Origin of the sequence: Persicobacter diffluens, from assembly GCF_036244895.1 — a bacterium.
Lineage (GTDB): Bacteria > Bacteroidota > Bacteroidia > Cytophagales > Cyclobacteriaceae > Persicobacter > Persicobacter diffluens.
In genome coordinates, this window is record NZ_BQKE01000002.1 from 1,418,625 (window position 1) to 1,444,652 (window position 26,028).

Consider the following 26,028-nt stretch of genomic DNA (forward strand, 5'->3'; position numbering starts at 1 on the left):
TAGTTATTGATATCTATTATTTTTTGACTTGAGAGAATACGTAAAACAACTCATTGGCAATTTGTGCGGAACGCTCATCATATTTTGCGGCCTCTTCCGGGCTATTGTCAAAGGCCTTAGGATCTTCATATCTTAGCGGAATTCTTTTCTCTGCACCCGGAATAAAGGGACAGTTTTCGTCTGCATGAGAACAAGTCATGATGGTGGCAAACCCCTGATCCGGATTTACTTCATTGTCATAGACCTTGGAGAATGCCACCATTGGGGCTGTCTCTTCTCCGGCACTCACTTTATAAATCGGATTGCCCTCACCCTCGCTGCTTACCTGAAAACCGGCTCTTTCAATGGATGCTACGGCTCTTTCATTGAAAGCGGTGACTTCTACACCACCGGAATAAGTATGGGCCGGAATACCGTGGAAATCTGCGGCTGTTTTTGCCCAGATTTGAGAGAACTGGCTTCTTCTGGAGTTGTGCGTACAGATGAAATTCAAATGAAGCGCTTCTCCTTTTGCTCTTTTTTCGTTGATATAATCAATTAATACCTGAAGGATTTCTTTTCTTTCCGCTGAGATTTCTTTACCGGCCCATTGGACTAGGGTGTTGGATAAGGTAGGGTAAAATGTTGAAGTTGCCATATTAATATTACTATTAGCTAGTGTTTTTAATTTATATTCAGTAGATGCTTTCCTTCTGAAATTGGAAGGAAACAGGAAGCGTTATTTCATCATGTTAACAACAACCCGTTGAGGGGTCGCAGGAACTATTGGTGACTTGCCCGAGGGTGTTCAGTCGGATGCGTGGTTTCTTTTGTGCGGGAATACCACACTGATCCGGTGCCAGGCAAGCAGTCTGTTTGGATTGTAACAGGAATTTTTCTCCATCGAATTCCAGACCATACCGACCTATGGTGTCTTCCTGGTATTCCACCTCTACTTCATGGTCTTCCAAGTCCAATGTGTTTTCGGAAAGCTCAATGATGTTGATTAATTTCTCCGGTCCCAGCCGGTGATCATAATCCGTGGCTTGCCACAGTTGAAAGTTGACTGCATGCTCCTCCCGAACGGTTCCCCCGCAGTCAATGAATTTTTTACTGACGCTTCCTACTTCTGTAACGTGGAAATGTGCCGGTACCATTGCGCCGTTGGGTAATTGGAACTGTACCTGATTCACTTGTTTAAGGGCTTGTTTTACGGCTGAAAGTTTCATTGTTATATCGCAATATTTAAATACGTTGAGTCAAATTTTTTTCAACAAGCTTAACAACATTGTTTTGCGCTGCTCATATGTTGGGTCAGGGCCTGCATCCAGTTTTTGACTTCCAGCCAAACTTCTTCATTGATGCAGTAATTAATATTCTTCCCCTCTATGGTCCCTTTAATCAGTCCCACTTTCTTTAATTCCGACAGGTGCCGGGAAATGGTAGGCTGGGCCAAAGGCAATTCATCCACAATATCATTGCAAATGCAGGAAGTTGCAGCAGCCAAATATTCCATGATGGATAGGCGCGCAGGGTGCCCGAGCGCCTTTAAGCGTTCCGCCATCATATTAGTGGCGTCTGAAAATCCGTCTGTTTTTGTAATTCCCATATTGCAATATTAGAATATGTAGGAGCCTTCTCCAAAATTTTCGAGGCCTTTTTTATTCAGGGCGGAAATTCGAATAATCAGGTGGGTGGAGTCGCGGTATTCCGGGCTTGTTCGTGGTCATTTTTTTTCGAATATAAAATTTAGCAAAAAAATTATGTCATTTACTGAGGTGCGGGAGCTACCCGACGATTGAAAGAGGTTGTTGATCAGCTTTCCTATAGTAATGGCAAGACTTTCCCAATTGAATAAGTACTGGTCGAAAACTGGTGAACGGTGGTTCGGAATTGCATAAAGTTGCGGAAGTCTGTTGAGAATGTGATCAAAAAAACGGCATTTCATTTTCAAAAGTACGTAAAATTGCCCCTGAAAAAGTAGTTTGGTTTTGAAATTCGTAATTCCAGCTTTTGCTTCACTGAAATTTAACATTGGGGGTGAGCACTTAAAAGCTGGTAAAATGCAAACGTGTTCTTACGAAAGCTGACAGTTTGAGGGCTGTTTTTAAGCTGAGATTGAAAATTTGATAAAGGAAGCACTGAAAATGGCGGCCATGTCGATTTCAAAAGATTGTAATGGTGAAAATTTATCAAGAACCTTCCCGTACATTTGTAATGTAATCAATGAGCAAATAATCAAAATAATTACAACGATGAAAAACTTATTAATCGCTTTCGCCCTGGTATTGACTTCAACTTTCGCATTCGCGGGAAACAACGACAACGAAGCAGCTAAAGGAAAATCTTTCTTCCGTGTGATCGGTAATGCAAAAGCCGAGACATACAAAGTATTGTACATGGCCAATATGGATTCTAAGGTATCTGTATCTATCTATAGTGAGGCAGGTGTATTGGTTGCTAAATCTACTATTAAGGACAAAGACGGTTTTATGAAACCTTTCCGTTTTGAAAACATGCCTGCAGGGGAATACACTGTAGTGGTAAAAGACGGTTTTGGTGTAACGCGTAAAACGTTCAATCACAACCCAGCTCAATAATTGATTCATCGGCGAAGGCGGACGCAGGGGTGAGGAACATCTTGCCCCCTGTGATCTAGCCACGATGAATCAATGGAGAAGGTGACCAGGAGATAAAGGCTTCATTGGTCGAAATCAATTTATGAAAAGTCTCGTGTGACGAGCAGAGGAGATGCCCCGTGGAGGGTGTTTTTTTTTGCCTTGATTTTAGGGATTAATGGGATGAGCTTGATTTTGGAAAGAGAGCGTTGATGTTAGTGGAGTATATGTTGGAAGAATTGTAGTACCCTTTGGAGGGTATTTTTTTTGTCCTGATTTTTGGGATTAGAAAGATTGGGGTGTGCGGGGAACAGATTCTTCTAAATCGTGTAAATTGCAGGTTTGACTGGAAGGGTTTTTTGAAGGTGTTTTGGATAGTGAGGTGGGATTGGCCTGTAGATAGGAATATTTTTTTGTCTAAAATGGGTGGTGGAGGATATAGGTGTTTTTTGTGGTTTCTGGATGAACAGTTGGGAGGAGAGCTGTTTCGTGTAGGGGTATGTGACAATATCCTTGGTCCGGATTAAGAAATGATTTCAATTTGGTCTTGAATAGGAAGGGATTGGAAATACTGTTGCATGTCTTCAAAATAATAGCCATCAGCCTGAAAGTTGATTTGTAGATTTCTTCCTTCAATCTTTAAATTCATCGGGGCAATGGCGTACTCGCTGATTTGGGTTCGGAAATAGCGGGCGTAGCGAAGTGGTACTCCCAAGTTGAGTAGCAATCGCAAAATACTGAAGCGGGAAGGGGAGCATTTTTCTTTTCCTTTTATTAATACCACCTGCTCTATGGCTGAAAATGGAATGACGATAAACGCTTTTTGTCTCCCGACCCAGGTATGAAGGAGTAAGCCTGTGGGTCTTTTTTCAAAATTACATTTTGTATTGGTTTTGATGATGGTAGACTGACCGTTCAACATCATATACTGAATTTGCAGGCCGGGGCTTCCGATGGTTTTTAGGGATTTTGATGCCTCACCAAGCAACTGAGCGATTTGTCTGTTACTTTTGGAATTATGGAGAAGAAGCATAGATTGTCTGAGTTCTGAAGTGAAAATTTGAGTAGGTAAAAAAGTTGATCAATTAAAGAAAATCAACTTCCCTTTAATAAGGAAGCGCGAATAAAGGAAAAAGGGCCTGACGATTATCTTCCGCTTTAATCATAGTATTGACGGAGCGGACTAATGTCCTAAAATTCATACAGCTAGACATTTTTGCCTAAAAACGTAAAAAGCGAATCAACAATAGTAACTTTGGGTTCCAACGCCAACAAAGATCTATGTTCAATTCGCTTCACAGCAAACTTACGCAAGAATTTCCAAAATGGGGTAAAGCTTGCTGGAAAAATGTACTCGCCCTAAGTTTAGGCATCATCCGAAAAGGAACCGTTTGTCTTAATAAAGTGAAAGATTCCATCGGTAGCATTTTAGATAATCAGCGTACTTCCGCCTCTGGCCATTACAAACGCTTAACCCGCATATTTACGGAATATTCTGACACCAATTTATGGAGTGATCTATTGCAATTATCCGCCATGCATATGCACAAAGGTGGGGATTTTTTGATGGTCGATGGCACCAGCTGGACGCAAGGGGATCGTACTTTTCATTTCATGACCTTGGCCATTTTGTATAATGGAGTAGCGGTGCCGATCTATTTCATGAATCTGGAAAAGAAGGGCATCAGTAATCAGGAAGAAAGAATTCAGTTGCTTGAAGAGGCGTCAAAGTTATTCAATCTTGAAGGTAAAATTCTCTTGGCTGATCGTGAATATGCAGGACAGAAATTCATCAAATACCTTGAAGATAACGGCTTTAAATATGTGCTTCGGGTAAAAGAATGCAACTTTAAGACTCAGTGGAATGAAAAATCTATGACGAAAGCGCAAATGATTTCAAAAGTCACCAATAGTAAGGTGAAAGGTAAAACGATGTCCGCTAAAATGAAGTTTGAAGCTGGAGACAATTGCCGGATGGTCATCAAGAAAAGTGAAGATGCGGAAAAGGAACCTGTGATTTTCCTTTTGACAAACCTGTCTAAAAACGCATATAAAGTGGCTGAGGACTATCGGAAGCGATGGCAAATTGAGACATGTTTCAGACATTTGAAGACCAATGGTTTTGACCTTGAAAAAATGAATGTTCAGGGAGCAGATAGATGCCGGTTAATGATGGCTATTGTCGTTTTTGCATATTCGGTATCCATAGCTCATGGGTTAAAAAAGTACAAAAATGTTCGTCTGAAAACTTATGCCAATGGTAAAAGGTACAGATCCATTTCCGTTTTTCGAAAAGGAGTCGAATGCATCGCAGAAGCTGGTTACAGAATAGAAAATTGGGGCGAGTATATCCTGAATCACTTCTTGAGTCATGATCGGAAAATTTGCCCCAAATCAATAAATGTCTAGTTGTATGCCTAAAATTAATATCCAATTTCAGCGGAACATTGCTTTCAGGGATTCTTAAATCTCCGATAATTCTTAATGGGAATTCATAATCTCACAGTCCGACATGACAATTATCAGTCTTTATTATTGAGGATTGGCTTAAAAAAATGGCGTTTCATTTTCAAAACTACGCAAAATGCATACTCAAAAAGGGCTTTGGTTTTGAAATTCGTAATTCGAGCATTTGCTTCACTGAAATTTAACATTGGGGGTGAGCGCTTAAAAGCTGGAAAAATGCAAACGTGTTCTTGGGGAAACTAGCAGAATGAGGGTAGTTTTTTGCCTTAAATTGAAAATTTGTTAATAAGCGGGCTTAATATAGGGGGTAGGGTGAATTCAAAAGATCATAATGATGAAAATTTATCAAAAACCTTCCCGTACATTTGTAATGTAATCAATGAGCAAACAATCAAAAACAATTACAACGATGAAAAACTTATTAATCGCTTTCGCCCTGGTATTGACTTCAACTTTCGCATTCGCGGGAAACAACGACAACGAAGCAGCCAAAGGAAAATCTTTCTTCCGTGTGATCGGTAATGCAAATGCTGAGACCTATAAAGTATTGTACATGGCCAATATGGATTCTAAAGTATCTGTATCCATTTATAACGAGGCAGGTGTACTGGTCGCTAAATCTACTATTAAGGACAAAGACGGTTTTATGAAACCTTTCCGTTTTGAAAACATGCCTGCAGGGGAATACACTGTGGTAGTAAAAGACGGTTTTGGTGTGACGCGTAAATCCTTCACACACGCTCCAGCTCAGTAATTGATTCATCGGCGAAGGCGGACGCAGGGGTGAGGGAAATCTTGCCCCCTGTGATCCAGCCACGATGCATCAATGGAGAAGATGGCCAGAAGATAAAGGCTTCATTGGTCGAAATTAATTTATGAAAAGTCTCGTGTGACGAGCGGAAGATATGCCCTTTAAGGGTATTTTTTTTGCCTTGATTTTTGGGATTTAGGGGATTAGCTTGATTGTTGGGCGGAAAAGTAGTTGGTTGTTTATGGGGGGGGTGAATTGATGGGGTGAGAGGAGTAGGGGTTTTCATTTGGGTGGGATGCAGAAAGGTTTGGAAGTCGTATGGAAGATGATGTTTGATGCCCTTTGAGGGTGTTTTTTTGCCTTGATTTTTGGGATTTATGGGATTTTGATTGTTGGGCGGGAAAGTAGTTGGTTGTTTATGGGGGGGAATTGATGGGGTGAGAGGAGTAGGGATTTTCATTTGGTTTGGATGCTGATAGTGGATTTGGAGGTAGTTAGGAAGATTATTTTTGAAGATGAAAGTTGGGGGCTTCCATTTTTTTTGATTTTATTTTTTTGGTGACAGGATGGGCTTTCGAATTTTTAAAAGGAATTAGTGGTTTAACCATCTGTTGGGTAGTCTGTTGAATATTCAGAAAATCATTATTATCCTTTAAGAATGTTGCTTATCTTTTATAAATCATAGGCTGCAATATGAAAATATTTACTACCCTTTTCTGTTTTTTTGTTTTCTTTCAAATTGGATTCGCTCAAAATAAATATGAGAAGGAAACGAAGGTGAAGAAAACTGAGGTTCCCGAATCGGCTATTCAATTTGTGGAGCGTTTAGGATATTCCCAAAAGGTGAATTGGTATAAAGAAGAAGGGTTGAAGCAGGTTTCTTTTGAGGCGAAAACGAAGTATCAGGGGAAATGGGTAAGTATAGAATTTTCGGAACAGGGTGTATTTGAGGATTTGGAAGTGCGGATTGAAACCTCAGAGGTTCCGAAAGCGACTATGCAGCAGATTCAGGAGTATTTGATTGAAGAGCATGCTAAGGTGAAGATTGTTAAAGTGCAAATTCAGTTCAGTGGGGAGGAGGAGTTAATCATAAAAGATTATGACCGCATGGAGGATTTGGAGGGGCTGACCATTAACTATGAACTCATCATTTCCACCAAATGGAAGGGGAGTTTTACCCGTTTTGAATATCTTTTTGACCGGTCGGGAGGCTTCATCAGTAGGGCTAAGATTGTATTGAAAATGACGGATAATTTAGAGTTTTAGGAGAATGAGACAGCTACTCTTTATACTCTTTTGGTTCATTAGTCCTATGATGGTATGGGGACAGGCAGAAGTTGGTTTTGGCTTTTTGCCTTCCGTGAATATCAATAAAAAGCTTCCTAAAGACTGGGCGATTAACTTTAAAACGGAGTCTCGGCAGGCTTTCATTGAGGAAGAAGTGAAATATGAATACCTACAGACGGATATCTCACTGGCGGCCTCTAAAAAAATTAGCCTTAATTCAACGATTGCCGCAGGCTATTTATTAAGGATAGAAGGCGGTGTTCTGAAGCACAGAAGTATTCAACAACTCAACATTATAGATCGCAATGTGCGGTATAAGCTGGCACACCGTTTTTCCACCGATCAGACATTTGACCCGGAAGAGGCCAATGAGTACCGCCTGCGTTACCGGATTTCGGCGGAAATTCCGATGTCAGGAGAGTCCTTGGATGTAAATGAATTTTTTGTGAAGCTCGGAAATGAATATCTGAATGCTTTTTCTGAAGCAAACTATGATCTGGAGATTCGGGCTTTGGGCTTCCTGGGTTATGTGGTTTCACCCCGTAATAAAGTAGAGCTCGGAGTAGATTATCGAATCGATTCTTTTATTTCCAATGCGGCGCAACATCAATTTTGGGCAGGGCTGAATTTTTATTTGTCGATATAAGGAGGGGGTAATATTGTGGTAATAAGAGGATTGTATTGTGTTTTTTGCGGAATGGTGTGAATTTGATACGATACAACAAATTAGGATTTATCGTTGGGGATGATTTCTTTTTTCATAAATGTCCATTTTTATGAAGGCATAACACGGATAATAAATCATTATTAATAGTATAGTTAAACACTTCCGTTTCGAATGATGATTAGGCCTAAAGAATTTTCCACTAAGTAAAATTATTTTACAAAATAACAGCCGAATAGGATAGCCGCTCCATATTAGTTTAATATCACCAATTTCTGTAGTATGCTTTCCTTCTACAATAATTGAAGACCATAAAGACAGGAAATCATTGTTTTAGTAAAGCAGCATATATTATAGTTGGAAACTGTTGGAAAAAATCGGAGTATAGGTACTTAAGTAAAAAATTTATTATATTAGCGATCCTTAGACTAAACTGTTCTAATCAACCTCTTGTTTGGTATTTGCAGGACAAATATTATTAGCTTTATAAAACCAATTAGAACGAATAGAAATAATAATATTTTTTTGACTAAACGGATTCATTTTTTGAACTGTCAAAAATACCTGACTTATAATTATCCCTAATATGAATAAGTATTCCATAGAACCTTCTCATAAGAAAATTCTTCAGGTGATTTCTAGTGAAGAAGATTGTACGATTCCTCAAATTGCAAAAGCCCTGACCATTAGTGTTCCTACAGCTCAAAAATTAACGCAAGAGATTATTGATGCTGGAATCATTTATAATGCAGGAAAGGTTCAAAAGGGCGAAGGCCGTCCAGCGAATGTGTACCGGGTGTTGGATTATTCGTTGCAGGTGATCGCTGTTGAAATTTTAATGAAGCATTTTCGGATCGCAGTAGTGGATCTAAATGGTAATATTACCCACTATCAGGATATTCCGGCTTTCGAATTACGCGATGATGAGGAATGTCTTAATTTTATAGTCAGGCAAATCGTGGATTTTGCTAAATGTCATCATATTCGTCCGGTAGGTATTGGTATTTCTATTACGGGGCGGGTCAATATTAATGTAGGAAGAAGCCAGAGTTTCTTTTCCAATGCTCCAAAATCAATCAGTGATCTACTGGGGGAGCATCTTGATTTGCCGGTGGTGTTGACAAACGATACCATGTCTTACGGTTGGTATGAAAAATTAATTGGGCACTTGGTTGGAGTAGATCATGCATTTTATGTAAACTGGAGTAGAGGCTTAGGCTTATCGATGTTTTCAAATGGGCATATGTTGCAGGGTGGAAATGGATTCGCTGGGGAGTTTGGTCATATGCAAATCGGAAAAACGACTCGTCCTTGTATTTGCGGAATGCGCAATTGTCTGGGCTCTGAGTTGTCGGGGCATGCGATTGAAAGAGACTTTCAGGATTTAATGGCGACTTTTCAGGATAATCCCTATGGGGATGAAGTGACCTATCATCAAGTAGTGGAATTGGCGCTGGGGGGAGATGTGAATGCCATTGAGGTTTTGAGGCATGCTTCCCGTAGATTGGGGGAGGAAATCGGGAATTTATTATCTCTGATGAATCCAGAGGTGGTTGTCATTAGTGGGACGCTGTATAAAGCAAAGGAAATTATTTTTGACGAAATATTAAAAGGGGCTAGTGAAAAGGCGCTGCCTGAATCATTTAAATCTTGTAGTTTTCGCATCATTCCATGGGAGCCGGAGTATGGCTTGAAGGGGGTAGCCATGTATTTTTATCGCATGTTCGAATTTATTTAACCCCAATTATTCGCCGCTGGATTCATGTTGAAGTCATAATGGGCTTTAGATTAGTTGCTTAGGGTTGTATTTGCTGATTTTATCATAGCCCAAATTCGGGTGAGCTTGTTTATCTTCATTCATCTGCTTCGTTGGAGGAAACTCAAAATAGGAAACTATTCCTTCATTTTTCCTCTCTTACAGCTAAACGGGGGTTTAAGCATGAACAATCCGGCTTAAGACGTTAATCAGCCTATTTGGGAGGATTTATAGCGCTTATTGCTTTTTTGAAATTTAAAGGGATGAATCGTTTTAGTAAATAAGGCGTTTCATCCCTTTTTTATGATCATTTTGTGAAATAATTCTTTGCCTGAGGGGTGATTAAATAAAATTATTTATTAAGTTTGTTTCATAGTCGAGGAGGCGCTGCTGTATTGCCGCTGATTTTTGAGATTAATGAAGGATTTGTAAATTATTTTTTAAATGAATCTATCTTTTTGGGACTTATTAGTCATATTAATATACCTTATTGCTACCATAGGTATTGGTTTTTGGTTGTCGAAGCGGGCATCTAAGAACATTGAATCGTATTTTTTAGGAGGAAATTCCATAAAGTGGTATTTCCTGGGCTTATCCAATGCCTCCGGTATGTTCGATATTTCCGGTACAATGTGGACGGTATCGATTTTGTTTGTATATGGATTAAAGAGTGTGTGGATTCCCTGGCTTTGGCCGGTTTGGAATCAGGTGTTTGTCATGATATTCCTCGCCATTTGGATGCGAAGGTCCAATGTGATGACAGGGGCGGAATGGATCTTGACCAGGTTCTCCGGTAGAGGAGGGCGATTGTCACATATTGTGGTCATATGCTTTGCGGTAATTAGTGTTATTGGATTTTTGGGGTATTTCTTTGTTGGTATTGGGAAGTTTGCCACCTCTATTTTACCATGGGATTTATCCTTGAGTCAAGGTTTAGTTCAATTAACTTCTGAGCAATCCTATGCTTTAATTATCATTGGGATTACAACAGTTTATACCTTAAAGGGCGGTATGTTCAGTGTGGTGGCGGCGGATATTTTCCAGTTTGTCATTATGACGATTTCTTGTGTGGTGGTAGGTTATATCGCTTATACTTCCGTTACGGCAGAGCAAATAGCGGCAGTGGTACCTGCTGGTTGGGGAGAATTTATGTTTGACTGGAAAATGAATTTGGACTGGTCCTCAAGCTTACCTGCACTGAATGATAAAATTGCCATGGATGGTTATGAGTTTATCGGTCCATTGGTGATGATGATGCTTTTTAAAGGCGTATTTGCTTCTTTGGCAGGACCGGTACCGAGTTATGATATGCAAAGAATTTTGTCAACAAAATCACCTTCAGAGGCTGCGAAAATGAGCGGGTTCACAATGCTTATCCTATACTCCCCCCGTTACCTGATGGTTGCCGGATTCGCGGTTTTATCTATTGTATATCTATCTCCGGAGTTTGCGGTTCAAGGTTCGGCTTTGGATTTCGAAACGATTCTTCCAACGGCCATCGGTCGATTTGTTCCTGTCGGGTTTAAAGGGCTTCTGTTAGCAGGTCTTTTAGCTGCTTTTATGGGGACTTTAGCGGCTTTCGTGAATTCAGCACCTGCCTATATCGTCAATGATTTGTATAAAAAATATATTAATCCAAATGCGGAAAGTAAGACCTACGTTAGATTTAGTTATTTAGCATCTGTTATTTTGGTTGTCATTGGGGTGGTATTCGGTTTTTTCGCTAATTCCTTAAACTCGCTGACCCTATGGATTACATCTTCCTTATTTGGGGGCTATGCTGCTGCCAATGTTTTAAAATGGATTTGGTGGAGGTTCAATGGGTATGGTTATTTCTGGGGAATGGTGGCCGGTTTATTGGCATCAACTTCTAAATTAATCTTCTTCGCTGAAATTACTGACATCTATTTCTTCCCGGTAATTTTGGGTGCTTCCCTGATCGGATGTGTTTTGGGAACTTTCATGAGTGCGCCGGATGATGAAGAAACCTTGAAGGCCTTTTATAAAAATGTAAAGCCTTGGGGCTTTTGGGGTCCCATCAAAGAGAAAGTACAGCAAGAGGATTCAGAATTTAAACCTAATGAAGATTTTGGTAGAGATTGTTTTAATGTAGTGGTAGGGATAGTATGGCAAATGTCTTTGATTCTTTTACCCATATATTTAGTTACCCATAACTATAATAATTTTGGAATTACACTATTGGTGACCGTGTTATGTATGGGGGTGTTGAAGAAGAATTGGTATGATCGCCTGAAGGAAGTGGATAGGGAGACTGAAAAAAATAAAGCTGTTGAGATTGTAAATGCTGAAAACTATGAGAATTAAAGGAACTTTTTTAGATGAAATAAGCCACGATATTCCTCATCAGAATTGGGGGTATCAGGAGTGGGATGAGGATTTTGCTCGTATGAAAGCGGTAGGAATTGAAATGGTCATTCTTATTCGTTGTGGTTATAGAAAATGGCAGACATTTCCTTCAGCAGTCTTGAAAGAGGAGATGGAATGTTATGAGCCAACAGAGGATTTGGTGAAAATGTACCTGGAATTGAGTGAAAAACACCAAATGGATTTTTACTTCGGCCTTTACGACTCTGGTAAATATTGGATCAATCAACAGTTCCAGGAGGAAGTTGATCTGAATAAAAGATTGATTGATGAAGTGTGGGAAAAATATGGTCATTACCCGTCTTTTAAAGGGTGGTATATTTCTCAGGAGTGCTCAAGGGGCACCGCCAAAATTGTAGACCTTTATGCGGAATTGGGGAAACATTGTAAGCAGGTTTCCAATAATTTACCGGTGATGTTGTCTCCGTATATTGATGGTATTAAGAACCTTAGTCAGTACTCGGGGGAAACCAGTAAAAATCAGGGTGTCAGCCTGAAAGACCATGAAAAGGAGTGGGATATTATTTTCCGGGGGATCAAGGATGCGGTAGATATTGTAGCTTTCCAGGATGGCCATGTGGAGTATGATGAGCTGATAGATTTCCTGAAAATAAATAAGAAATTGGCGGATCGATATGGATTGGAATGCTGGACGAATACGGAGACATTCGATCGGGATATGCCGATAAAGTTTTTACCTATTAAATGGGATAAGCTTCATTTGAAAATGTCATTGGCAGAACAAGCGGGTATTGAAAATGCGATAACCTTTGAGTTCTCCCATTTTATGAGTCCGAATTCGGCCTATTTACAAGCGGGTCATTTGTATAATCGCTACAAGGAATATATCCATAAAAAACAGGAAAATGAACATAGAGCAATTAAAGCTGCAGTATAAATCTGAGTTACTAAATAATGTAGTCCCTTTTTGGTTAAGTCATTCTTTGGATAAAGAATACGGAGGGTACTTTACCTGTTTGGATGCGGAAGGAAAAGTTTTTGATACCGATAAATTCATTTGGCTCCAGGCCCGCCAGGTGTGGATGTTTGCTACTTTGTATAATAAAGTAGAGGAAAAAAAAGAGTGGTTAGATTGTGCCGAGCATGGAGCAAATTTTTTGCTGAACCACGGACATAATGGGGATTTTGATTGGTATTTTTCTGTGGACCGGCAAGGCGCTCCTTTGGTCGATCCTTACAATATTTTTTCCTATACTTTCGCGGCCATGGCATTTTCGGCCTTAAGTTTAGCAGCGAATAATGAAAGATATGGCGAGATTGCAAAAGCTACTTTTGAAAAGGTCTTAGCACGAAAGGATAACCCGAAGGATCGATGGGATAAATCTGCCGGGGGACGATCCCTCAAGAATTTTGCCTTACCCATGATTCTTTGTAATCTTTCGCTGGAAATGGAGCATTTGGTTGATCCTGATTTCTTAAAGGCGACTATAGATACTTGTATCGATGAGGTAATGGAAGTTTTTTACCGCCCTGAATTAGGGTTAGTGCTGGAGAATGTCACTCAGGATAATCAGCTCTCGGATACTTTTGATGGCAGATTATTAAACCCTGGTCATGCAATAGAAGCGATGTGGTTCATCATGGATTTGGGTAAGCGATTAGATCGACCAGAGCTGATTGAAAAAGCGAAGAATATTGCCCTTGAGATGGTCGAGTACGGCTGGGATGAGAAGTATGGCGGTATTTTTTATTTTATGGATCGCAAAGGAGCTCCTCTTCAGCAATTAGAATGGGATCAAAAGCTTTGGTGGGTCCATTTGGAAACATTGATTTGTATGTTAAAGGGCTACGATTTTACCGGTGATGAACGATGTAAATCCTGGTTTGAAAAAGTCCATGAATACAGTTGGAAGCACTTTGCCGGAGATGCAGGAGGAGAATGGTGGGGCTATTTGAATCGACAAGGTGAAGTCTTGCATCAGCTCAAAGGAGGCAAATGGAAAGGTTGTTTCCATGTACCAAGAGCCTTATTTCAGTGCTGGCAAGTTTTAGAACAACTGGAGAAAAAGTAAATAATTAAATGCTCATTTTTTGAACTTTGATATGAAGCGAGTCGAGGGTATAGATGTTTTAAGGGGGCTTTCTATTTTTGGTATGCTACTATCCGGTATCGTGCCATTTTCAGGCCTTCCCCCATGGATGTATCACATTCAGACACCACCGCCAAGCCATCAGTTTGATCCTTCCGTTGCAGGAATCAGTTGGGTGGATATGGTCTTTCCCATATTTATTTTTTGTATGGGATTATCTATACCTTTAGCACTTTCTAAATCTATTGCTAAACAAGATACTTTACATGATATTTTGAGTAAAGTTTCGAAGCGGTATATCCAGATGGTTATTTTTGCGATCGCATTAGGCCATCTTTTACCGGCGGCTTTGGCGGGGAAGGCCTATTGGAGTTTTTCCCTTTTAGGTTTAGAATGGAGTGGAGTCGATCATCAGGTTTTTGGGCTATTATCATTGTTGGCATTGTCTTTATGGCTGGGGAGGCATTCGTCCAATAGTTTAATTAAGCAGGGCCTGGGTTTCGGTTTGATCATTGTTTTGGTCTTTGTCGGTCAAAAGTTATATGGCAAGAACTTTAGTGTACGTAATCAGGATATAATAATTTTGATACTGGCTAATGTGTATTTTTTAGGGACATTATTGTATATCAGTTGGAGGAAATATGATGTAAATCCTTATTTAATATTCATTAGTTGCCTAATAGGCCAAATCATCATTAAAAGTGAAGCGTTTCAAGCGCTTTCCTGGCCTGAAAGTTTGGGCTGGTTTTTTCAGCCCTTTATGATTCACTACCTGCTTTTGTTATGGCCGGCCGTGGCCTTAGGCGAATTGATGCTTCAACAAAAGGAAAAATTAAGTGCTTTTAAAAAAAGCTCGAAAAGTGGTGGTTTGTGGGTGTTAATGCTACCTGTTTTTGTCATTTTGGTTCTTGGAACTATGGTTTATCGGCCTGATCCCATTTTTTATGCTGGATTGTTAATTCTAAATGTAATCATTGCTCGGTGGGGAATCAAAATGCTTCCTGACTTTGATAAGGTGATTAAATTAGGTGCTTATCTCATAATGGTAGGGATTCTTATGGAGCCTTTAGAAGGAGGAATTAAAAAAGATCCTGTCACTTTCTCTTATTTATTGTTAAGTGGGGGATTATCCACTTACCTTCTGCTTGTTGCGCAGTTCATTTGTGTGAATTATCCAAATAAGAGGTTAGTCGGAATTTTTAAAGATGCAGGCTCATCAGCTATAATGGCTTATGTTAGTATTAATTTATTTTTATTTCCTCTTTTAAAAATTTCAGGTTTGTGGCCTCTTTACCGAGGGCCATATTTTACGCAAAGCCCTTGGATAGGGGTTGGGACTTCAATATTGATCACCCTGCTAGCAATGAAAGCAGTGCAGTTTGCAGGTGAAAAGAAATTGATTTGGAAATTATAATTTTTTGTTATGAAAAAAGGCATATTATCATTTATCATCATCCTACTTTTTGGTACCATTTCCGGATTTGCTAAAAAAAGCAATGAAGTTACCAAAGGAGTGTGGTTAACCAATGTAGGAAGTGATGCCATGTTTTCTTATGAAGGAATGGTAAAAGTGGTGGAAGATTGTGAGAAGTATGGAATAAATACCATTTATACCGTAACCTGGAATCGTGGATATACTTTATACCCTTCATCTATTATGGAGGATCAATTTGGGATTAGTATTGATCCAAAATTTGAGGGAAGAGATCCCTTGAAAGAATTAATCGATTTGGCGAAGCCTAAGGGGATTAAAGTAGTGGCCTGGTTTGAATTTGGTTTCTCCTATCGATATAAAGATGAAGGGAATACTAAATTAATGGATAGCCGTCCGGATTGGGTTGCCTTGGATAATCAAGGTAATCCTGCGCAAAAGAATAATTTTTATTGGATGAACGCTTTTAATCCCGAGGTACAGCAATTCCTGACCAGCCTGGTTTTAGAGGTGGTCAATAATTATGATGTGGACGGAATTCAGGGCGACGATCGTATGCCGGCCTTACCTTCTTTGGCGGGATATGAGCCTTATACTATTGAAAAGTATAAGCAAGCACATGGTGGAGCAGCGCCGCCTCAGGATTATAAAGAAGAAGGTTGGGTACAGTGGAGATCGGATATTTTAACGCATTATTTGACTGATCTTTATGATGCGGTAAAAAAGGCAGATCCTGAATGTATGGTCTCTATGGCACCTAGCATTTATCCTTGGTGTAAATCGGAGTATTTACAAGATTGGCCGCAGTGGATTAAAAATGGGAAAGTAGACGAAATTTGCCCTCAAGTTTATCGTTATAGCTTTGAGGCTTATGAAAAAACACTTCAGGAGAATGTGCTGGATCATATGAGTCGAAAAGAAATAAAAAAATTGTTGAATCCTGGGATACTTTTAAAAGTAGAAGATTTTGATGCTCAGGAGGACTTGTTAAAGCAAATTGTCGAGCATAATCGCTCTAAAGGAATTCCTGGGGAAACCTGGTTCTATTACCAGGGATTACCTGAAAATGATCAATTTTTCTCTACATATCCAAATATGTAATCTATGTTGAGGCTGGTTCAATATTTGTTTTTTTCCTTTTTTTTGTGGTCTTGTGGTCAACAGGAAAAGATTGAGCACTATGATGTTTTGGTGGTGGGTGGTGGCACTAGTGGAGTTGCGGCCGGGATCCAATCTGCCAGATCAGGGGCATCAACGATCATCTTAGAAGAGCACCAATGGCTGGGGGGAATGCTCACCTCAGCGGGGGTTTCTTGCGTGGATGGTAATCATGACCTTCCAAGTGGCTTTTGGGGCGAATTTCGAGATAGTTTAATTCACCGTTATGGAGATGAAAAAGCCTTGGCAACTGGTTGGGTAAGCAAGGTGAATTTTGAGCCTGAGGTTGGAAAGGACATTTTCTTGAATATGACCCGGGCGGAGGAGAGACTTAGCGTTGTATTTAATAGTAAAGTTCAGGCTGCAGAACGTCAGGGAGGACTTTGGACTATTAGGTATAATGAAAAGGGGCAGGGCCGTACCGTGACTGCGGAGGTATTAATTGACGCTACTGAGTTAGGAGATATCGCAGCAAAATTGGGGGTTCCTTACGACATGGGAATGGATGCCAGGTCGGCTTCCGGGGAAGAGATTGCACCGGAGCAGGCGAATGATGTGATACAGGATCTGACCTATGTAATGATTTTGAAAGATTATGGTCATAAAGTGGCTACAGTTCGCCCGGAAAACTATCATCCTGAAGATTTTTATTGTGCTACAGATCATGAAAAATGCACTGAACCAAAGCCGAATCAGGCCAAGTGGGCAAAAGAAAGTATGATCACCTATGGGAAATTACCCAATGGAAAATATATGATCAATTGGCCGATAGATGGGAATGATTATTATGCTAATATCATTGAAGAAGATGAAGCCGGGAGGGAGCGATTATTAGCAGAGGCGAAAGATTATTCTTTAGGCTTTCTATATTATTTACAAACTGAATTAGGTTTTGAATCTTTCGGTTTGGATAGTGCGCAGTTTCCCACCACCGATGGTTTCCCATTTATCCCTTATCATCGGGAATCCAGAAGGTTTCATGGTTTAGCGCGTTTTGATGTGAATCACGTTGCTCAACCTTATGAACAGGAGGATGCACTTTACCGAACGGCGGTTTTGGTCGGAGATTATCCCATAGACCATCACCATTATCGATATCCAAATTGGAAAACATTGCCGGAGTTGCATTTCTTTCCTGTGCCTTCTTATGGCTTACCTTTAGGGGCGTTGGTGCCTGAAAAAGTGGAGAATTTAATTGTGGCTGAAAAGTCTATTTCTGTCTCCAATATTGTCAACGGGACTACAAGACTACAGCCTGTTGTACTTCAAATTGGACAGGCAGCCGGGAATTTGGCCGCTACCGCCGTCAACTTAAAAATGAAAGTGAGCGAGGTACCGGTTAGAGCAGTTCAAGATGCTCAATTAGCCGCAGGTGCTTATTTATTACCTTATTTGGATGTTGAAAAAGGAACCCCCCATTTTGAGGTTTATCAAAAAATTGGGGCGACTGGTTTGCTTAGAGGGAAGGGAATGAATGTCGGTTGGTCCAATCAAACATGGTTGCAAATCGAAGAACCATTAACGCAAGAGGCTCTTGTTATCGGAATTAAGGATTTTACTTCCGTAATGCCTGAACTTTCTTTTGGAGCTGATGAAGTGAGTCTTAAGGAAGGATTGATGGCCATTAAATGGTTAGCTGATTATTATAAAATTGAAAATGATCAGTTGACAACAGTGGCTCAATTGTGGGACGGGGTAATGCAGGAACAACTTTTAATGGCTGAAGCAGATTTGAATCGTCCGATGCTTCGTGGAGAATATGCCAGAATATTAGATTTTTATCTTGATCCCTTCCATTTACAAGGGGTGAATTATTCCGGTTCCTTTATAAAATAATTGAATATGAAAAGAATATATTTTTCCTTATTGGTTTTGGCCTCGGCCCTTTGGGCTTGTCAGCCGGAAGAGCAACAGGTGTCAGAAATTGACTTTACGCAACATGTGAATCCTTTAATAGGATCCGGAGGGCATGGGCATGTTTTTGTTGGGGCTAATGTGCCCTTCGGAATGATGCAATTAGGACCCGTTAATTTATCTAAAGGATGGGATTGGTGTTCAGGTTATCATGATACTGACTCAACGGTGATAGGCTTTTCCCATACCCGTCTGAGTGGTACAGGAATTGGTGATTTGGGAGATGTCCTGCTTATGCCAATGACCGGGGCTTTAAATTTTGACAAAGGTACTCCTGAAAATATGGCAGCGGGATTTGTCTCCACTTTTGATAAAGCTAAAGAAATAGCTCAACCGGGTTTTTATCAAGTGGAGCTTGAAAAGTATGGAGTACTTGCGCAATTAACGGCTAGTGAGCGAGTAGGATTCCATCACTATGATTTCCCTTCTAAGGAGGGGAATTTTCTCTTGCTAGATTTGGGAGAGGGTATTGGTAAAGATGAAGTTGTAACTTCAGGCCTGGAATTAATAAATGACCATACAATAGTGGGTTATCGAGCATCCAAGGGTTGGGCTCAATCTCAAAAGGTCTATTTTGTGGCGCAGTCTTCAGCACCATTAAAGTTGGAGGCATTGAAGGTTGATGGAGTGGCTGTTCAGTCCACCAGTGCGGAAGGAAAAGTAGTTCAATTGGGGCTGTCCATTCCAGACCAAAGTTCATTAGACCTTAAGGTGGCACTTTCCTATGTGAGTATTGAAAATGCGGAAAAAAACCTTAAAGCGGAAGGACAAATTGATTTCGAACAAGCAAAAATCAATGCAAAAGAAAAGTGGAATGCAGAGTTAGGGAAAATTGAAGCTTCCTTTGAAGATCAGGCCAATCAGGAGATTTTCTATACGGGGCTTTACCATGCCGCTTTTGCGCCTCAGATTTTTTCCGATGTAACGGGAGATTATATGGGAGCGGATGGATTAGCAAAGCATGCCGACCATAATACTTATACGGTTTTTTCTTTATGGGATACTTATCGTGCTACTCATCCATTATTTAATATTTTACAACCAAATAGAGTAAATGATTTTGTAGCCACCATGTTGAATATCTACGAGGAGCAGGGGAAGCTTCCGGTTTGGCATTTGGTTGGTAATGAAACGAATACGATGGTGGGTTATCACGCAGTACCGGTGATTGTAGATGCTTATTTGAAAGGATATACCGATTTTGATGTAGAAAAGGCTTATGAAGCCATGAAGTCCTTTGCCAAAAGTGAGGAACGTGGATTAAAATATGTGAATGAAATCGAGTACATTCCTGCAGATAAAGAGGGCTGGTCTGTAGCTAAGGCATTGGAGTATGCGATTGATGATCATGCTATTGCGGCTATGGCTAAAAGTCTGGGGCGCGAGGAAGATTATGAATATTTTAATAAAAGAGCGAAATATTATCAGCACTATTTTGATGTGGAAACCGGTTTTATGCGAGGGAAATTGGAAAATGGTCAGTGGCGAACGCCCTTTAATCCTTCACATTCTCTACATATGGAAGATGATTATGTAGAAGGTAATGCATGGCAATATACCTGGCTGGTGCCCCATGATGTGAAAGGCATGGCTCAACTTTTCGGAGGAAAAGACAAGATGCTGCAACAATTAGATAATTTATTTGCGGCTTCTTCTGAGCTGAATGAAGGTGCTTCTATTGATATCAGCGGGATGATCGGTCAATATGCGCATGGCAACGAGCCTAGCCATCATATTATCTATCTGTACAATATGCTGGGGCAGCATTGGAAAGGAGAGCCGTTGATTCAGGAAGTTTATGAGCAATTTTACAAAGCTAATCCAAATGGCTTAATAGGAAATGAAGATTGCGGTCAGATGTCCTCCTGGTTTATTTTCTCTGCTTTAGGCTTTTATCCGGTGGATCCAGTAGGTGGGGAATATGTTTTTGGTAGTCCGTTAGTAGAGCAGGCTTCGGTTCAATTGCCTAATGGTAAAGCATTTAGTGTGAAGAAGACGAAGACTGGAGAAAAAAATACTTTTCTTCAGGAGATCAGGCTGAATGGAGAGCGAATGGATCGTAATGCATTAAAACATAGTGAATTGATGGCTGGTGGATCCATAGAGTATGTGATGGGGGATAAGCCAAATCATGACTTGTTTAAAATATTTACAAATTAATCCCCAAATAAGTATAGAATAGTTAGGACGGCTAGTGCCGTCCTTTTTTTATGATGATCCAGTATTGGGTATAAATTAATTGAAAACAGAGGCAATTAATGGCATATGTTGTTCAATTTGGTCATCATTTCTTATCTGTATTTAGAAAGCCATTTCGAATATTTAGCCTGCAGGAGCTAATGTTTTTTTTAATTAAATTCAAAATTTGATAAAATAGAGTGGTTTTTCGCGTATTTCGAAAAAATATGGCGGAAAAACCAGATTTGAATTTTCATTTAATTAAATTTCTTATAAATTAGAGGTGTAATTAAGCTGGGTTTAGCTTTTTAGTGTATTAGCCCCGAGTATTTAAATAAATTTTTTAATTCAGAGGTCGGGGTGAATATCAATTTTTAGAAATGGTTTATTTTTTCAAAATCAGTATATCTATATGAAAACAAGGTTGACGCTATTTTTAATCTTAACATTGGTGTCATTTCATGCCTTTGCCCAAGAGATAAAAATTGAGGGATTGGTGACGGATGCTAATGGAGAGCCCATGATCGGGGTAAATGTGATTGAGAAAGGAACTACTAATGGAACCACTACCAATTTTGATGGGCAATATGTGATTTCATTAAATGCTTCCTCAGAGATTTTAACCTACTCCTTTATAGGTTATAAAGATCAGGAGCAACGGATCGGAAATCGGACGAAGATTGATGTGATCATGCAAGAGGATGTGGTGGCTTTGCAAGATGTGGTGGTAACTGCATTAGGCATTGAGCGAGAAAAAAACGCCATTGGTTATTCGGTTGAGAGTGTCTCAGGAAATGATCTAATGGCGACAGATAATGTTTCCCCCTTAAACTCCCTTGCTGGGGCTGTTTCTGGATTGAATGTTCAGAATACCGGCGGAGGGCCTGGAGGGTCGACCAAAATGTTGATTCGAGGCGCCAACTCTATTACAGGGAGTAATGAGCCGTTGTATGTAATTGACGGAATGCCTTTGGATAATTCCTCGGCAATCACCGGTACAGATGGAGGAGGTTTTGATTATGGTAACGCAGCCAATAACATTAATCCGGAAGATATTGAGTCTATCTCGGTATTGAAGGGGGGCGCAGCGGCCGCTCTTTATGGTTCTCGGGGACAAAATGGGGTAGTGATGATTACCACCAAGAAAGGGACTAAAGGAAAGGTAGCCGTTAACTTTAAAACCGGTGTAACTTTTTCTCAAGCCTTGATTAATCCGGATTTCCAAAATGACTATGCACAGGGAAGTAAAGGGGAGTATTCTTTTCTGGGGAATACCCAAAGTTGGGGGCCAAAAATGCAGGGGCAAACAGTGACCAATTTTTTAGGAGAGCAGCAAGTGCTTAACCCCAATTATGAAAACCCTTATGATGAATTTTATCAAACAGGGACTTCTATAAATAATTCGATTTCGGTATCAAAAGCGCATGATACAGGAAGCTTCTATATCTCGGGTACTTATCTGGATACCAAAGGGGTGGTTCCCAATGAGGAATTTTCAAAATTAAACCTCAATATACGGGTAGAACAAAAAATTACAGATTTTTTGACCATTGATAGTAAACTAAACATCATTGATCAGAACGCTAGTAACCGTCCTAATCTTCTAAACTCTCCCGATAATACAGTATACTCCTTGTATCATATCCCCAGGTCGGTGACGATGAATCAGTTGAGTTCATACAGGACGCTCGATGGTTTACCAGTGATTCACACCAATCCTTATTCTCTAAATAATGGTAATGTGATTTATGCAGGTGATGACTTTAAATTTGGAGAGTCTCCTTTATTACAAAACCCATATTGGACGACTAATCTCAATACCAATGAGGATACCCGAAGAAGGATTATTGGATTTGTAAAATTAGATTTTGATCTGTTGAAGATTTTTCCGCAAGTCAAATTGGATAAATTTGATTTCATGGCCAGAGGGGGAACAGATTATTTCTCTGATACCCGAAGAAAGCAGGCACATGATAAAACTTTTTTTAAGCCGGGTGGCCTTGCGGAATTAAACGTTTACAGAGGGAATACCATGGAATCCAATTATGATTTTTTACTTAGTGGATTCAAACAATATCGAAATCTGGGAGTGAGTGCCTCCGTTGGTGGAAATATTAGACACAATCAGATGGAGTTTTCCAATGGTTATTCAGCAAGTGGGATAATTAACCCTTATGGGAATTATGTATTGAATAATTTCTCAAATATTCAGTCCACGGAAGGAATAACCGAGCGCGTTACGCAATCTTTATATGGTATGATGACATTCGATTATAAATCCATGTTATACCTGGATTTATCTTATCGGAATGATTGGAGTTCTACACTTTCGCCTAAAAATTGGTCTTTCAGTTACCCCTCTGCAAGTTTGAGTTGGGTACTTTCGGAGAGCTTTACTATGCCTGAGGGAATAGACTTTCTTAAGTTAAGAAGTTCATGGGCCGTTGTTGGTGGTGATATAGGCCCAGGAAGATTAATGTATAACTACACCGTTAATGCCAATCAGTATTTTGGGCTTCCTTATGGAGGTATTCCTGCTATCAGACCTAATGAACATATTCTTCCAGAAATGACCAATAGCTCAGAAGTAGGCTTGGAGGCTAAATTTTTCAATAGTCGATTAAATGTAGATTTAGCTTACTATCAATCGGGTACTAAAAATCAAATCTTTGAGGCTCCGGTAGCGCATAGTTCAGGTTTTGAGTCTGCGCTAATTAATGCAGGTTACATTAGAAACAGAGGGTTTGAATTTGCAGTTTCGGCAGATGTGCTGAGAAAAGAAAAGACGCAACTTACCCTTTCAATTAATGGTAGTAGAAATTTTGCAGAGGTAGTAGAGCTTGCAGAGGATGTTGATATGCTTGCTGTAGGAGGATTAGGAGGCGTTGAAATCCAGGTGCGTGAAGGGCATATACCGGGACTTATTGTGGGTACCGCATATCAAAGAGATTCAAATGGGAATATTGTACTGGATGATCAACACCTTCCGGTCGTAAAAACGATGGAAGATGGAAATATTGATAACCAGGTCATTTTGGGTAATGCTTTGCCGACCTGGGTTGGAGGATTTGGAGGTAATTTCAGACATGGGAATTTTGTGGCGGATATTTTCTTTGATGCAAAATTTGGTCACCATATTTACTCTTATTCTAATGCTTACGGGAATAATCTAGGGGCACTTTCAGCGACTGTTGATGGCCGTGACGAATGGTATGAAGCACTGGAAATGAGCGGTGTTTTAGGTATTCCGGCCAATCAGATCGGTGGTAAGCCAGTGGATGGAGTTGTCGATGGAGTCAATGGAACATATTATGCTGATCCGCAAATGTATTATGAGCGTGAGATGAGAATAGATGAAGCCAATGTTTTTGATGCCTCTTACATTAGGTTACAAAGAGTATCGGTAGGTTATAGATTTAATAAGCCATTTAACAATACTTTTTCCGCTATTCAGGTGTCTTTGGTGGCTAATAATCTGGGATATTTGTATCGTAAAACGCCGAATATTTCTCCAAATTCTGCTTTTGTAGGCGGTACATTTGGTGGAGTTGAAATGTTTGCCTATCCGGAATTAAGAAACTTTGGTTTCAATCTTACCTTTGATTTTTAAAAGCATATAAGCATGAGAATTAATCATATTTTATATACATTTTTATTTGTTTGGGGCGTATTTATCACCGCTTGTACAAATTCTTTTGAAGAGATAAATAGACCTCAAACGGGGGCTCCCATTGTTGATCCTGATCCCATGTTTACTCGGGCATTAGTAACCGGATCAGGGATGAGTTATCAAATTTGGCAACCTATTCACCAAACCCGTGGGTCTCAATGGACGCAGCACTGGTCAAATATTAAACAAGGCTTTACCATGGATAACTATGAGCCTCAATTGGGGGATGATATTTGGCATTTTTATTATTCTAGGGCTTATTTTGCACCATTAAATCTTAATTTTCAAACCAAAAAGTTAATTGAAGAAACGGGGGGGAATCCAATTAAAATGGCCTGTGCAAGAATCTGGAATGTTTATTTATTTCATGTTGTTACAGATATTTTTGGAGATGTTCCTTATTTCGAAGCATTTCAAAACCTGAAGCCCAAATTTGATCCGCAAGAAGAAATCTACCGGGATTTACTTAAGGAATTAGAGGAGGCAGTGACGCAAATTGAAGAAAACGAAAATGGAGGATTTCCAACCTTTGGTGCTGCAGATGTACTTTATAATGGGGATTTGTTGAAGTGGAAAAAGTTTGCCAACTCCCTTACGCTTAGATTAGCTTTAAGAGTATCCAATGTTGATGCTGAATTGGCCAGAAATTACATTCAAAAAGTAAATCCTGAAATGACTATTGCGAACAAAGATGAGTCTGCGCTTTTACTTACCGAGTTAGGTAGCCAGGCCGTTACGCATGAGGTAAAAAATGCAATGGGATTCATTTATAGCTGGAACGAAGTTAGGGTTTCAAAGACTTTAATGGATTACTTGGATGGAACTCACTTTGGAGGTGTAGTTGATCCCAGAATTTATCAATATGTCGAGCCTTCCACAGAAAATGATGATTTCGTCGGACTTGAAAATGGACAATATGCGGCAGATTTGGGTGCTGATCAGGAGTATTACAGGACAAACTATTGCAATATTGGCCCCTACTTTAATACCCAGGACCATAATGTTGAATTGTTTTTATTAACGTATTCAGAAACACAGTTTTTACTAGCGGAAGCAAAATTAAAAGGGTATCTGAACGGAGGGAATTCTTCGTCTGAATATTATCAAAATGGCATCAAGGCTTCTTTCGAGCAGTTTAGATATTTTTGGGATGGAACAGAGGCGATCAGTCCATCAGATCAGGAGGCCTATTTACAGGCTCCGGGTGTTGTATTTGATGCAACCAAAGGCTTAGAACAGATTATTACCCAAAAGTGGATAGCCTTATATGGAAATGGCTTAGAGGCATGGGCGGAAAAACGCCGTACAGACTTTCCGGCAATTTCACCTCTTAAATATTCATTCCCGGGGAATTCCGATATGCCAAGAAGAGTGATGTTTTCTTCAAATGAATTACGATATAATCGGGAAAATTACGAGGCCGCAGTAGCCCGAATGGGGGGGAATACCCAATATACCCGCGTTTGGTGGGATGGCGGTAACTAAGCCGAATGATGCGGTTTTTAACACGCTCTTAAATCCTCCTTTATCCGTAAGGTGGGAAGAATGAAGAAATAGCTTCTTATTTCAACTTTTCCCATGGAAGCAGATGAAGGAGGAAAAAGCAAGCCTACCTAATTGGGGATTACTAAAAAAAGAGAAATACCTTTTTATTGCCTGATGGCAAGTTGATAGGCCGAACGCATCAAGTCTGGTGGTGCGAAATTCGGCTTAATTAAA

Annotated in this window: 20 protein-coding genes; 15 read left to right on the forward strand and 5 right to left on the reverse strand. The window is 39.9% G+C overall.

The genetic code is table 11. From position 1 onward, the window contains the following. Positions 1–16 precede the first annotated feature (16 nt). From AAA970_RS19285 to AAA970_RS19295, 3 genes are all read right to left on the reverse strand, one after another. Positions 17–637, reverse strand: a complete 621-nt coding sequence (locus tag AAA970_RS19285) for a low molecular weight phosphatase family protein (protein WP_338238528.1) — start codon at positions 635–637, stop codon at positions 17–19. A 94-nt stretch (positions 638–731) separates the two neighbouring features. Continuing rightward, the gene (locus AAA970_RS19290) at positions 732–1,208 is read right to left on the reverse strand and encodes a DUF6428 family protein (RefSeq protein WP_338238529.1); all 477 of its coding nucleotides are present in this window, start codon (positions 1,206–1,208) and stop codon (positions 732–734) included. Positions 1,209–1,258: 50 nt separating this feature from the next. Beyond that, a complete protein-coding gene (locus tag AAA970_RS19295; protein WP_338238530.1) occupies positions 1,259–1,588 on the reverse strand; it encodes an ArsR/SmtB family transcription factor in 330 nt (109 codons plus the stop codon). Positions 1,589–2,105: 517 nt separating this feature from the next. Here AAA970_RS19295 and AAA970_RS19300 point away from each other — a divergent pair. Beyond that, the gene (locus AAA970_RS19300) at positions 2,106–2,579 is read left to right on the forward strand and encodes a carboxypeptidase-like regulatory domain-containing protein (protein WP_338238531.1); all 474 of its coding nucleotides are present in this window, start codon (positions 2,106–2,108) and stop codon (positions 2,577–2,579) included. Between the two features lie 541 nt (positions 2,580–3,120). Here AAA970_RS19300 and AAA970_RS19305 read toward each other — a convergent pair. Further along, positions 3,121–3,630, reverse strand: a complete 510-nt coding sequence (locus AAA970_RS19305; protein WP_338238532.1) for a hypothetical protein — start codon at positions 3,628–3,630, stop codon at positions 3,121–3,123. A 248-nt stretch (positions 3,631–3,878) separates the two neighbouring features. Between AAA970_RS19305 and AAA970_RS19310 the strand changes: the two genes are divergently transcribed. Continuing rightward, on the forward strand, positions 3,879–5,006 hold the full coding sequence (locus AAA970_RS19310; protein WP_338236619.1) for a transposase: 1,128 nt from the start codon (positions 3,879–3,881) through the stop codon (positions 5,004–5,006). Between the two features lie 466 nt (positions 5,007–5,472). Continuing rightward, positions 5,473–5,817: a carboxypeptidase-like regulatory domain-containing protein gene (locus AAA970_RS19315; RefSeq protein WP_338238533.1), complete on the forward strand. Its 345-nt coding sequence runs from the start codon at positions 5,473–5,475 to the stop codon at positions 5,815–5,817. On the opposite strand, the gene AAA970_RS19320 is transcribed toward AAA970_RS19315, so the two are convergent. Further along, a complete protein-coding gene (locus AAA970_RS19320; protein WP_338238534.1) occupies positions 5,795–6,274 on the reverse strand; it encodes a hypothetical protein in 480 nt (159 codons plus the stop codon). The two genes, AAA970_RS19315 and AAA970_RS19320, sit on opposite strands and share 23 nt — an antisense overlap. A gap of 233 nt (positions 6,275–6,507) precedes the next feature. Between AAA970_RS19320 and AAA970_RS19325 the strand changes: the two genes are divergently transcribed. From AAA970_RS19325 to AAA970_RS19380, 12 genes are all read left to right on the forward strand, one after another. Next, positions 6,508–7,080, forward strand: coding sequence for a hypothetical protein (locus tag AAA970_RS19325; protein WP_338238535.1), 573 nt, complete (start codon positions 6,508–6,510; stop codon positions 7,078–7,080). A gap of 4 nt (positions 7,081–7,084) precedes the next feature. Then, the gene (locus tag AAA970_RS19330; RefSeq protein WP_338238536.1) at positions 7,085–7,747 is read left to right on the forward strand and encodes a DUF2490 domain-containing protein; all 663 of its coding nucleotides are present in this window, start codon (positions 7,085–7,087) and stop codon (positions 7,745–7,747) included. Positions 7,748–8,351: 604 nt separating this feature from the next. After that, positions 8,352–9,503, forward strand: a complete 1,152-nt coding sequence (locus tag AAA970_RS19335) for an ROK family transcriptional regulator (protein ID WP_338238537.1) — start codon at positions 8,352–8,354, stop codon at positions 9,501–9,503. Between the two features lie 462 nt (positions 9,504–9,965). Then, positions 9,966–11,846, forward strand: coding sequence for a sodium:solute symporter family protein (locus tag AAA970_RS19340; protein ID WP_338238538.1), 1,881 nt, complete (start codon positions 9,966–9,968; stop codon positions 11,844–11,846). Further along, entirely contained in the window at positions 11,836–12,804 is a 969-nt protein-coding gene (locus tag AAA970_RS19345) for a DUF4434 domain-containing protein (RefSeq protein WP_338238539.1), read from the forward strand. Before AAA970_RS19340 ends, AAA970_RS19345 begins: the two co-directional genes overlap by 11 nt. Beyond that, complete coding sequence (locus AAA970_RS19350) at positions 12,773–13,939, forward strand: n-acyl-d-glucosamine 2-epimerase (protein ID WP_338238540.1); 1,167 nt, start codon at positions 12,773–12,775, stop codon at positions 13,937–13,939. Before AAA970_RS19345 ends, AAA970_RS19350 begins: the two co-directional genes overlap by 32 nt. Positions 13,940–13,958: 19 nt before the next feature. After that, a complete protein-coding gene (locus tag AAA970_RS19355; protein ID WP_338238541.1) occupies positions 13,959–15,371 on the forward strand; it encodes a DUF5009 domain-containing protein in 1,413 nt (470 codons plus the stop codon). 9 nt (positions 15,372–15,380) lie between these two features. After that, positions 15,381–16,490 carry a glycoside hydrolase family 10-like protein gene (locus AAA970_RS19360; protein WP_338238542.1) on the forward strand — a complete coding sequence of 370 codons (1,110 nt, stop codon included), beginning with the start codon at positions 15,381–15,383 and terminating at the stop codon, positions 16,488–16,490. A gap of 3 nt (positions 16,491–16,493) precedes the next feature. After that, complete coding sequence (locus tag AAA970_RS19365; protein WP_338238543.1) at positions 16,494–18,383, forward strand: FAD-dependent oxidoreductase; 1,890 nt, start codon at positions 16,494–16,496, stop codon at positions 18,381–18,383. 6 nt (positions 18,384–18,389) lie between these two features. After that, positions 18,390–20,621 (forward strand): GH92 family glycosyl hydrolase, encoded by a 2,232-nt coding sequence (locus tag AAA970_RS19370; protein WP_338238544.1) that lies wholly within the window; start codon positions 18,390–18,392, stop codon positions 20,619–20,621. A gap of 430 nt (positions 20,622–21,051) precedes the next feature. Further along, positions 21,052–24,249 carry a SusC/RagA family TonB-linked outer membrane protein gene (locus tag AAA970_RS19375; protein WP_338238545.1) on the forward strand — a complete coding sequence of 1,066 codons (3,198 nt, stop codon included), beginning with the start codon at positions 21,052–21,054 and terminating at the stop codon, positions 24,247–24,249. A 12-nt stretch (positions 24,250–24,261) separates the two neighbouring features. After that, positions 24,262–25,794: a SusD/RagB family nutrient-binding outer membrane lipoprotein gene (locus AAA970_RS19380; protein WP_338238547.1), complete on the forward strand. Its 1,533-nt coding sequence runs from the start codon at positions 24,262–24,264 to the stop codon at positions 25,792–25,794. Positions 25,795–26,028 lie beyond the last annotated feature (234 nt).

Bases quoted from the DNA above. Each gene is read 5' to 3' on its own strand.
- AAA970_RS19380 (WP_338238547.1), top strand. From the start codon at position 24,262: ATGAGAATTAATCATATTTTATATACATTTTTATTTGTTTGGGGCGTA.
- AAA970_RS19315 (WP_338238533.1), top strand. From the start codon at position 5,473: ATGAAAAACTTATTAATCGCTTTCGCCCTGGTATTGACTTCAACTTTC.
- AAA970_RS19360 (WP_338238542.1), top strand. From the start codon at position 15,381: ATGAAAAAAGGCATATTATCATTTATCATCATCCTACTTTTTGGTACC.
- AAA970_RS19295 (WP_338238530.1), bottom strand. From the start codon at position 1,588: ATGGGAATTACAAAAACAGACGGATTTTCAGACGCCACTAATATGATG.
- AAA970_RS19350 (WP_338238540.1), top strand. From the start codon at position 12,773: ATGAACATAGAGCAATTAAAGCTGCAGTATAAATCTGAGTTACTAAAT.
- AAA970_RS19310 (WP_338236619.1), top strand. From the start codon at position 3,879: ATGTTCAATTCGCTTCACAGCAAACTTACGCAAGAATTTCCAAAATGG.
- AAA970_RS19365 (WP_338238543.1), top strand. From the start codon at position 16,494: ATGTTGAGGCTGGTTCAATATTTGTTTTTTTCCTTTTTTTTGTGGTCT.
- AAA970_RS19335 (WP_338238537.1), top strand. From the start codon at position 8,352: ATGAATAAGTATTCCATAGAACCTTCTCATAAGAAAATTCTTCAGGTG.
- AAA970_RS19305 (WP_338238532.1), bottom strand. From the start codon at position 3,630: ATGCTTCTTCTCCATAATTCCAAAAGTAACAGACAAATCGCTCAGTTG.
- AAA970_RS19370 (WP_338238544.1), top strand. From the start codon at position 18,390: ATGAAAAGAATATATTTTTCCTTATTGGTTTTGGCCTCGGCCCTTTGG.
- AAA970_RS19290 (WP_338238529.1), bottom strand. From the start codon at position 1,208: ATGAAACTTTCAGCCGTAAAACAAGCCCTTAAACAAGTGAATCAGGTA.
- AAA970_RS19340 (WP_338238538.1), top strand. From the start codon at position 9,966: ATGAATCTATCTTTTTGGGACTTATTAGTCATATTAATATACCTTATT.
- AAA970_RS19375 (WP_338238545.1), top strand. From the start codon at position 21,052: ATGAAAACAAGGTTGACGCTATTTTTAATCTTAACATTGGTGTCATTT.
- AAA970_RS19330 (WP_338238536.1), top strand. From the start codon at position 7,085: ATGAGACAGCTACTCTTTATACTCTTTTGGTTCATTAGTCCTATGATG.
- AAA970_RS19285 (WP_338238528.1), bottom strand. From the start codon at position 637: ATGGCAACTTCAACATTTTACCCTACCTTATCCAACACCCTAGTCCAA.
- AAA970_RS19345 (WP_338238539.1), top strand. From the start codon at position 11,836: ATGAGAATTAAAGGAACTTTTTTAGATGAAATAAGCCACGATATTCCT.
- AAA970_RS19320 (WP_338238534.1), bottom strand. From the start codon at position 6,274: ATGAAAATCCCTACTCCTCTCACCCCATCAATTCCCCCCCATAAACAA.
- AAA970_RS19325 (WP_338238535.1), top strand. From the start codon at position 6,508: ATGAAAATATTTACTACCCTTTTCTGTTTTTTTGTTTTCTTTCAAATT.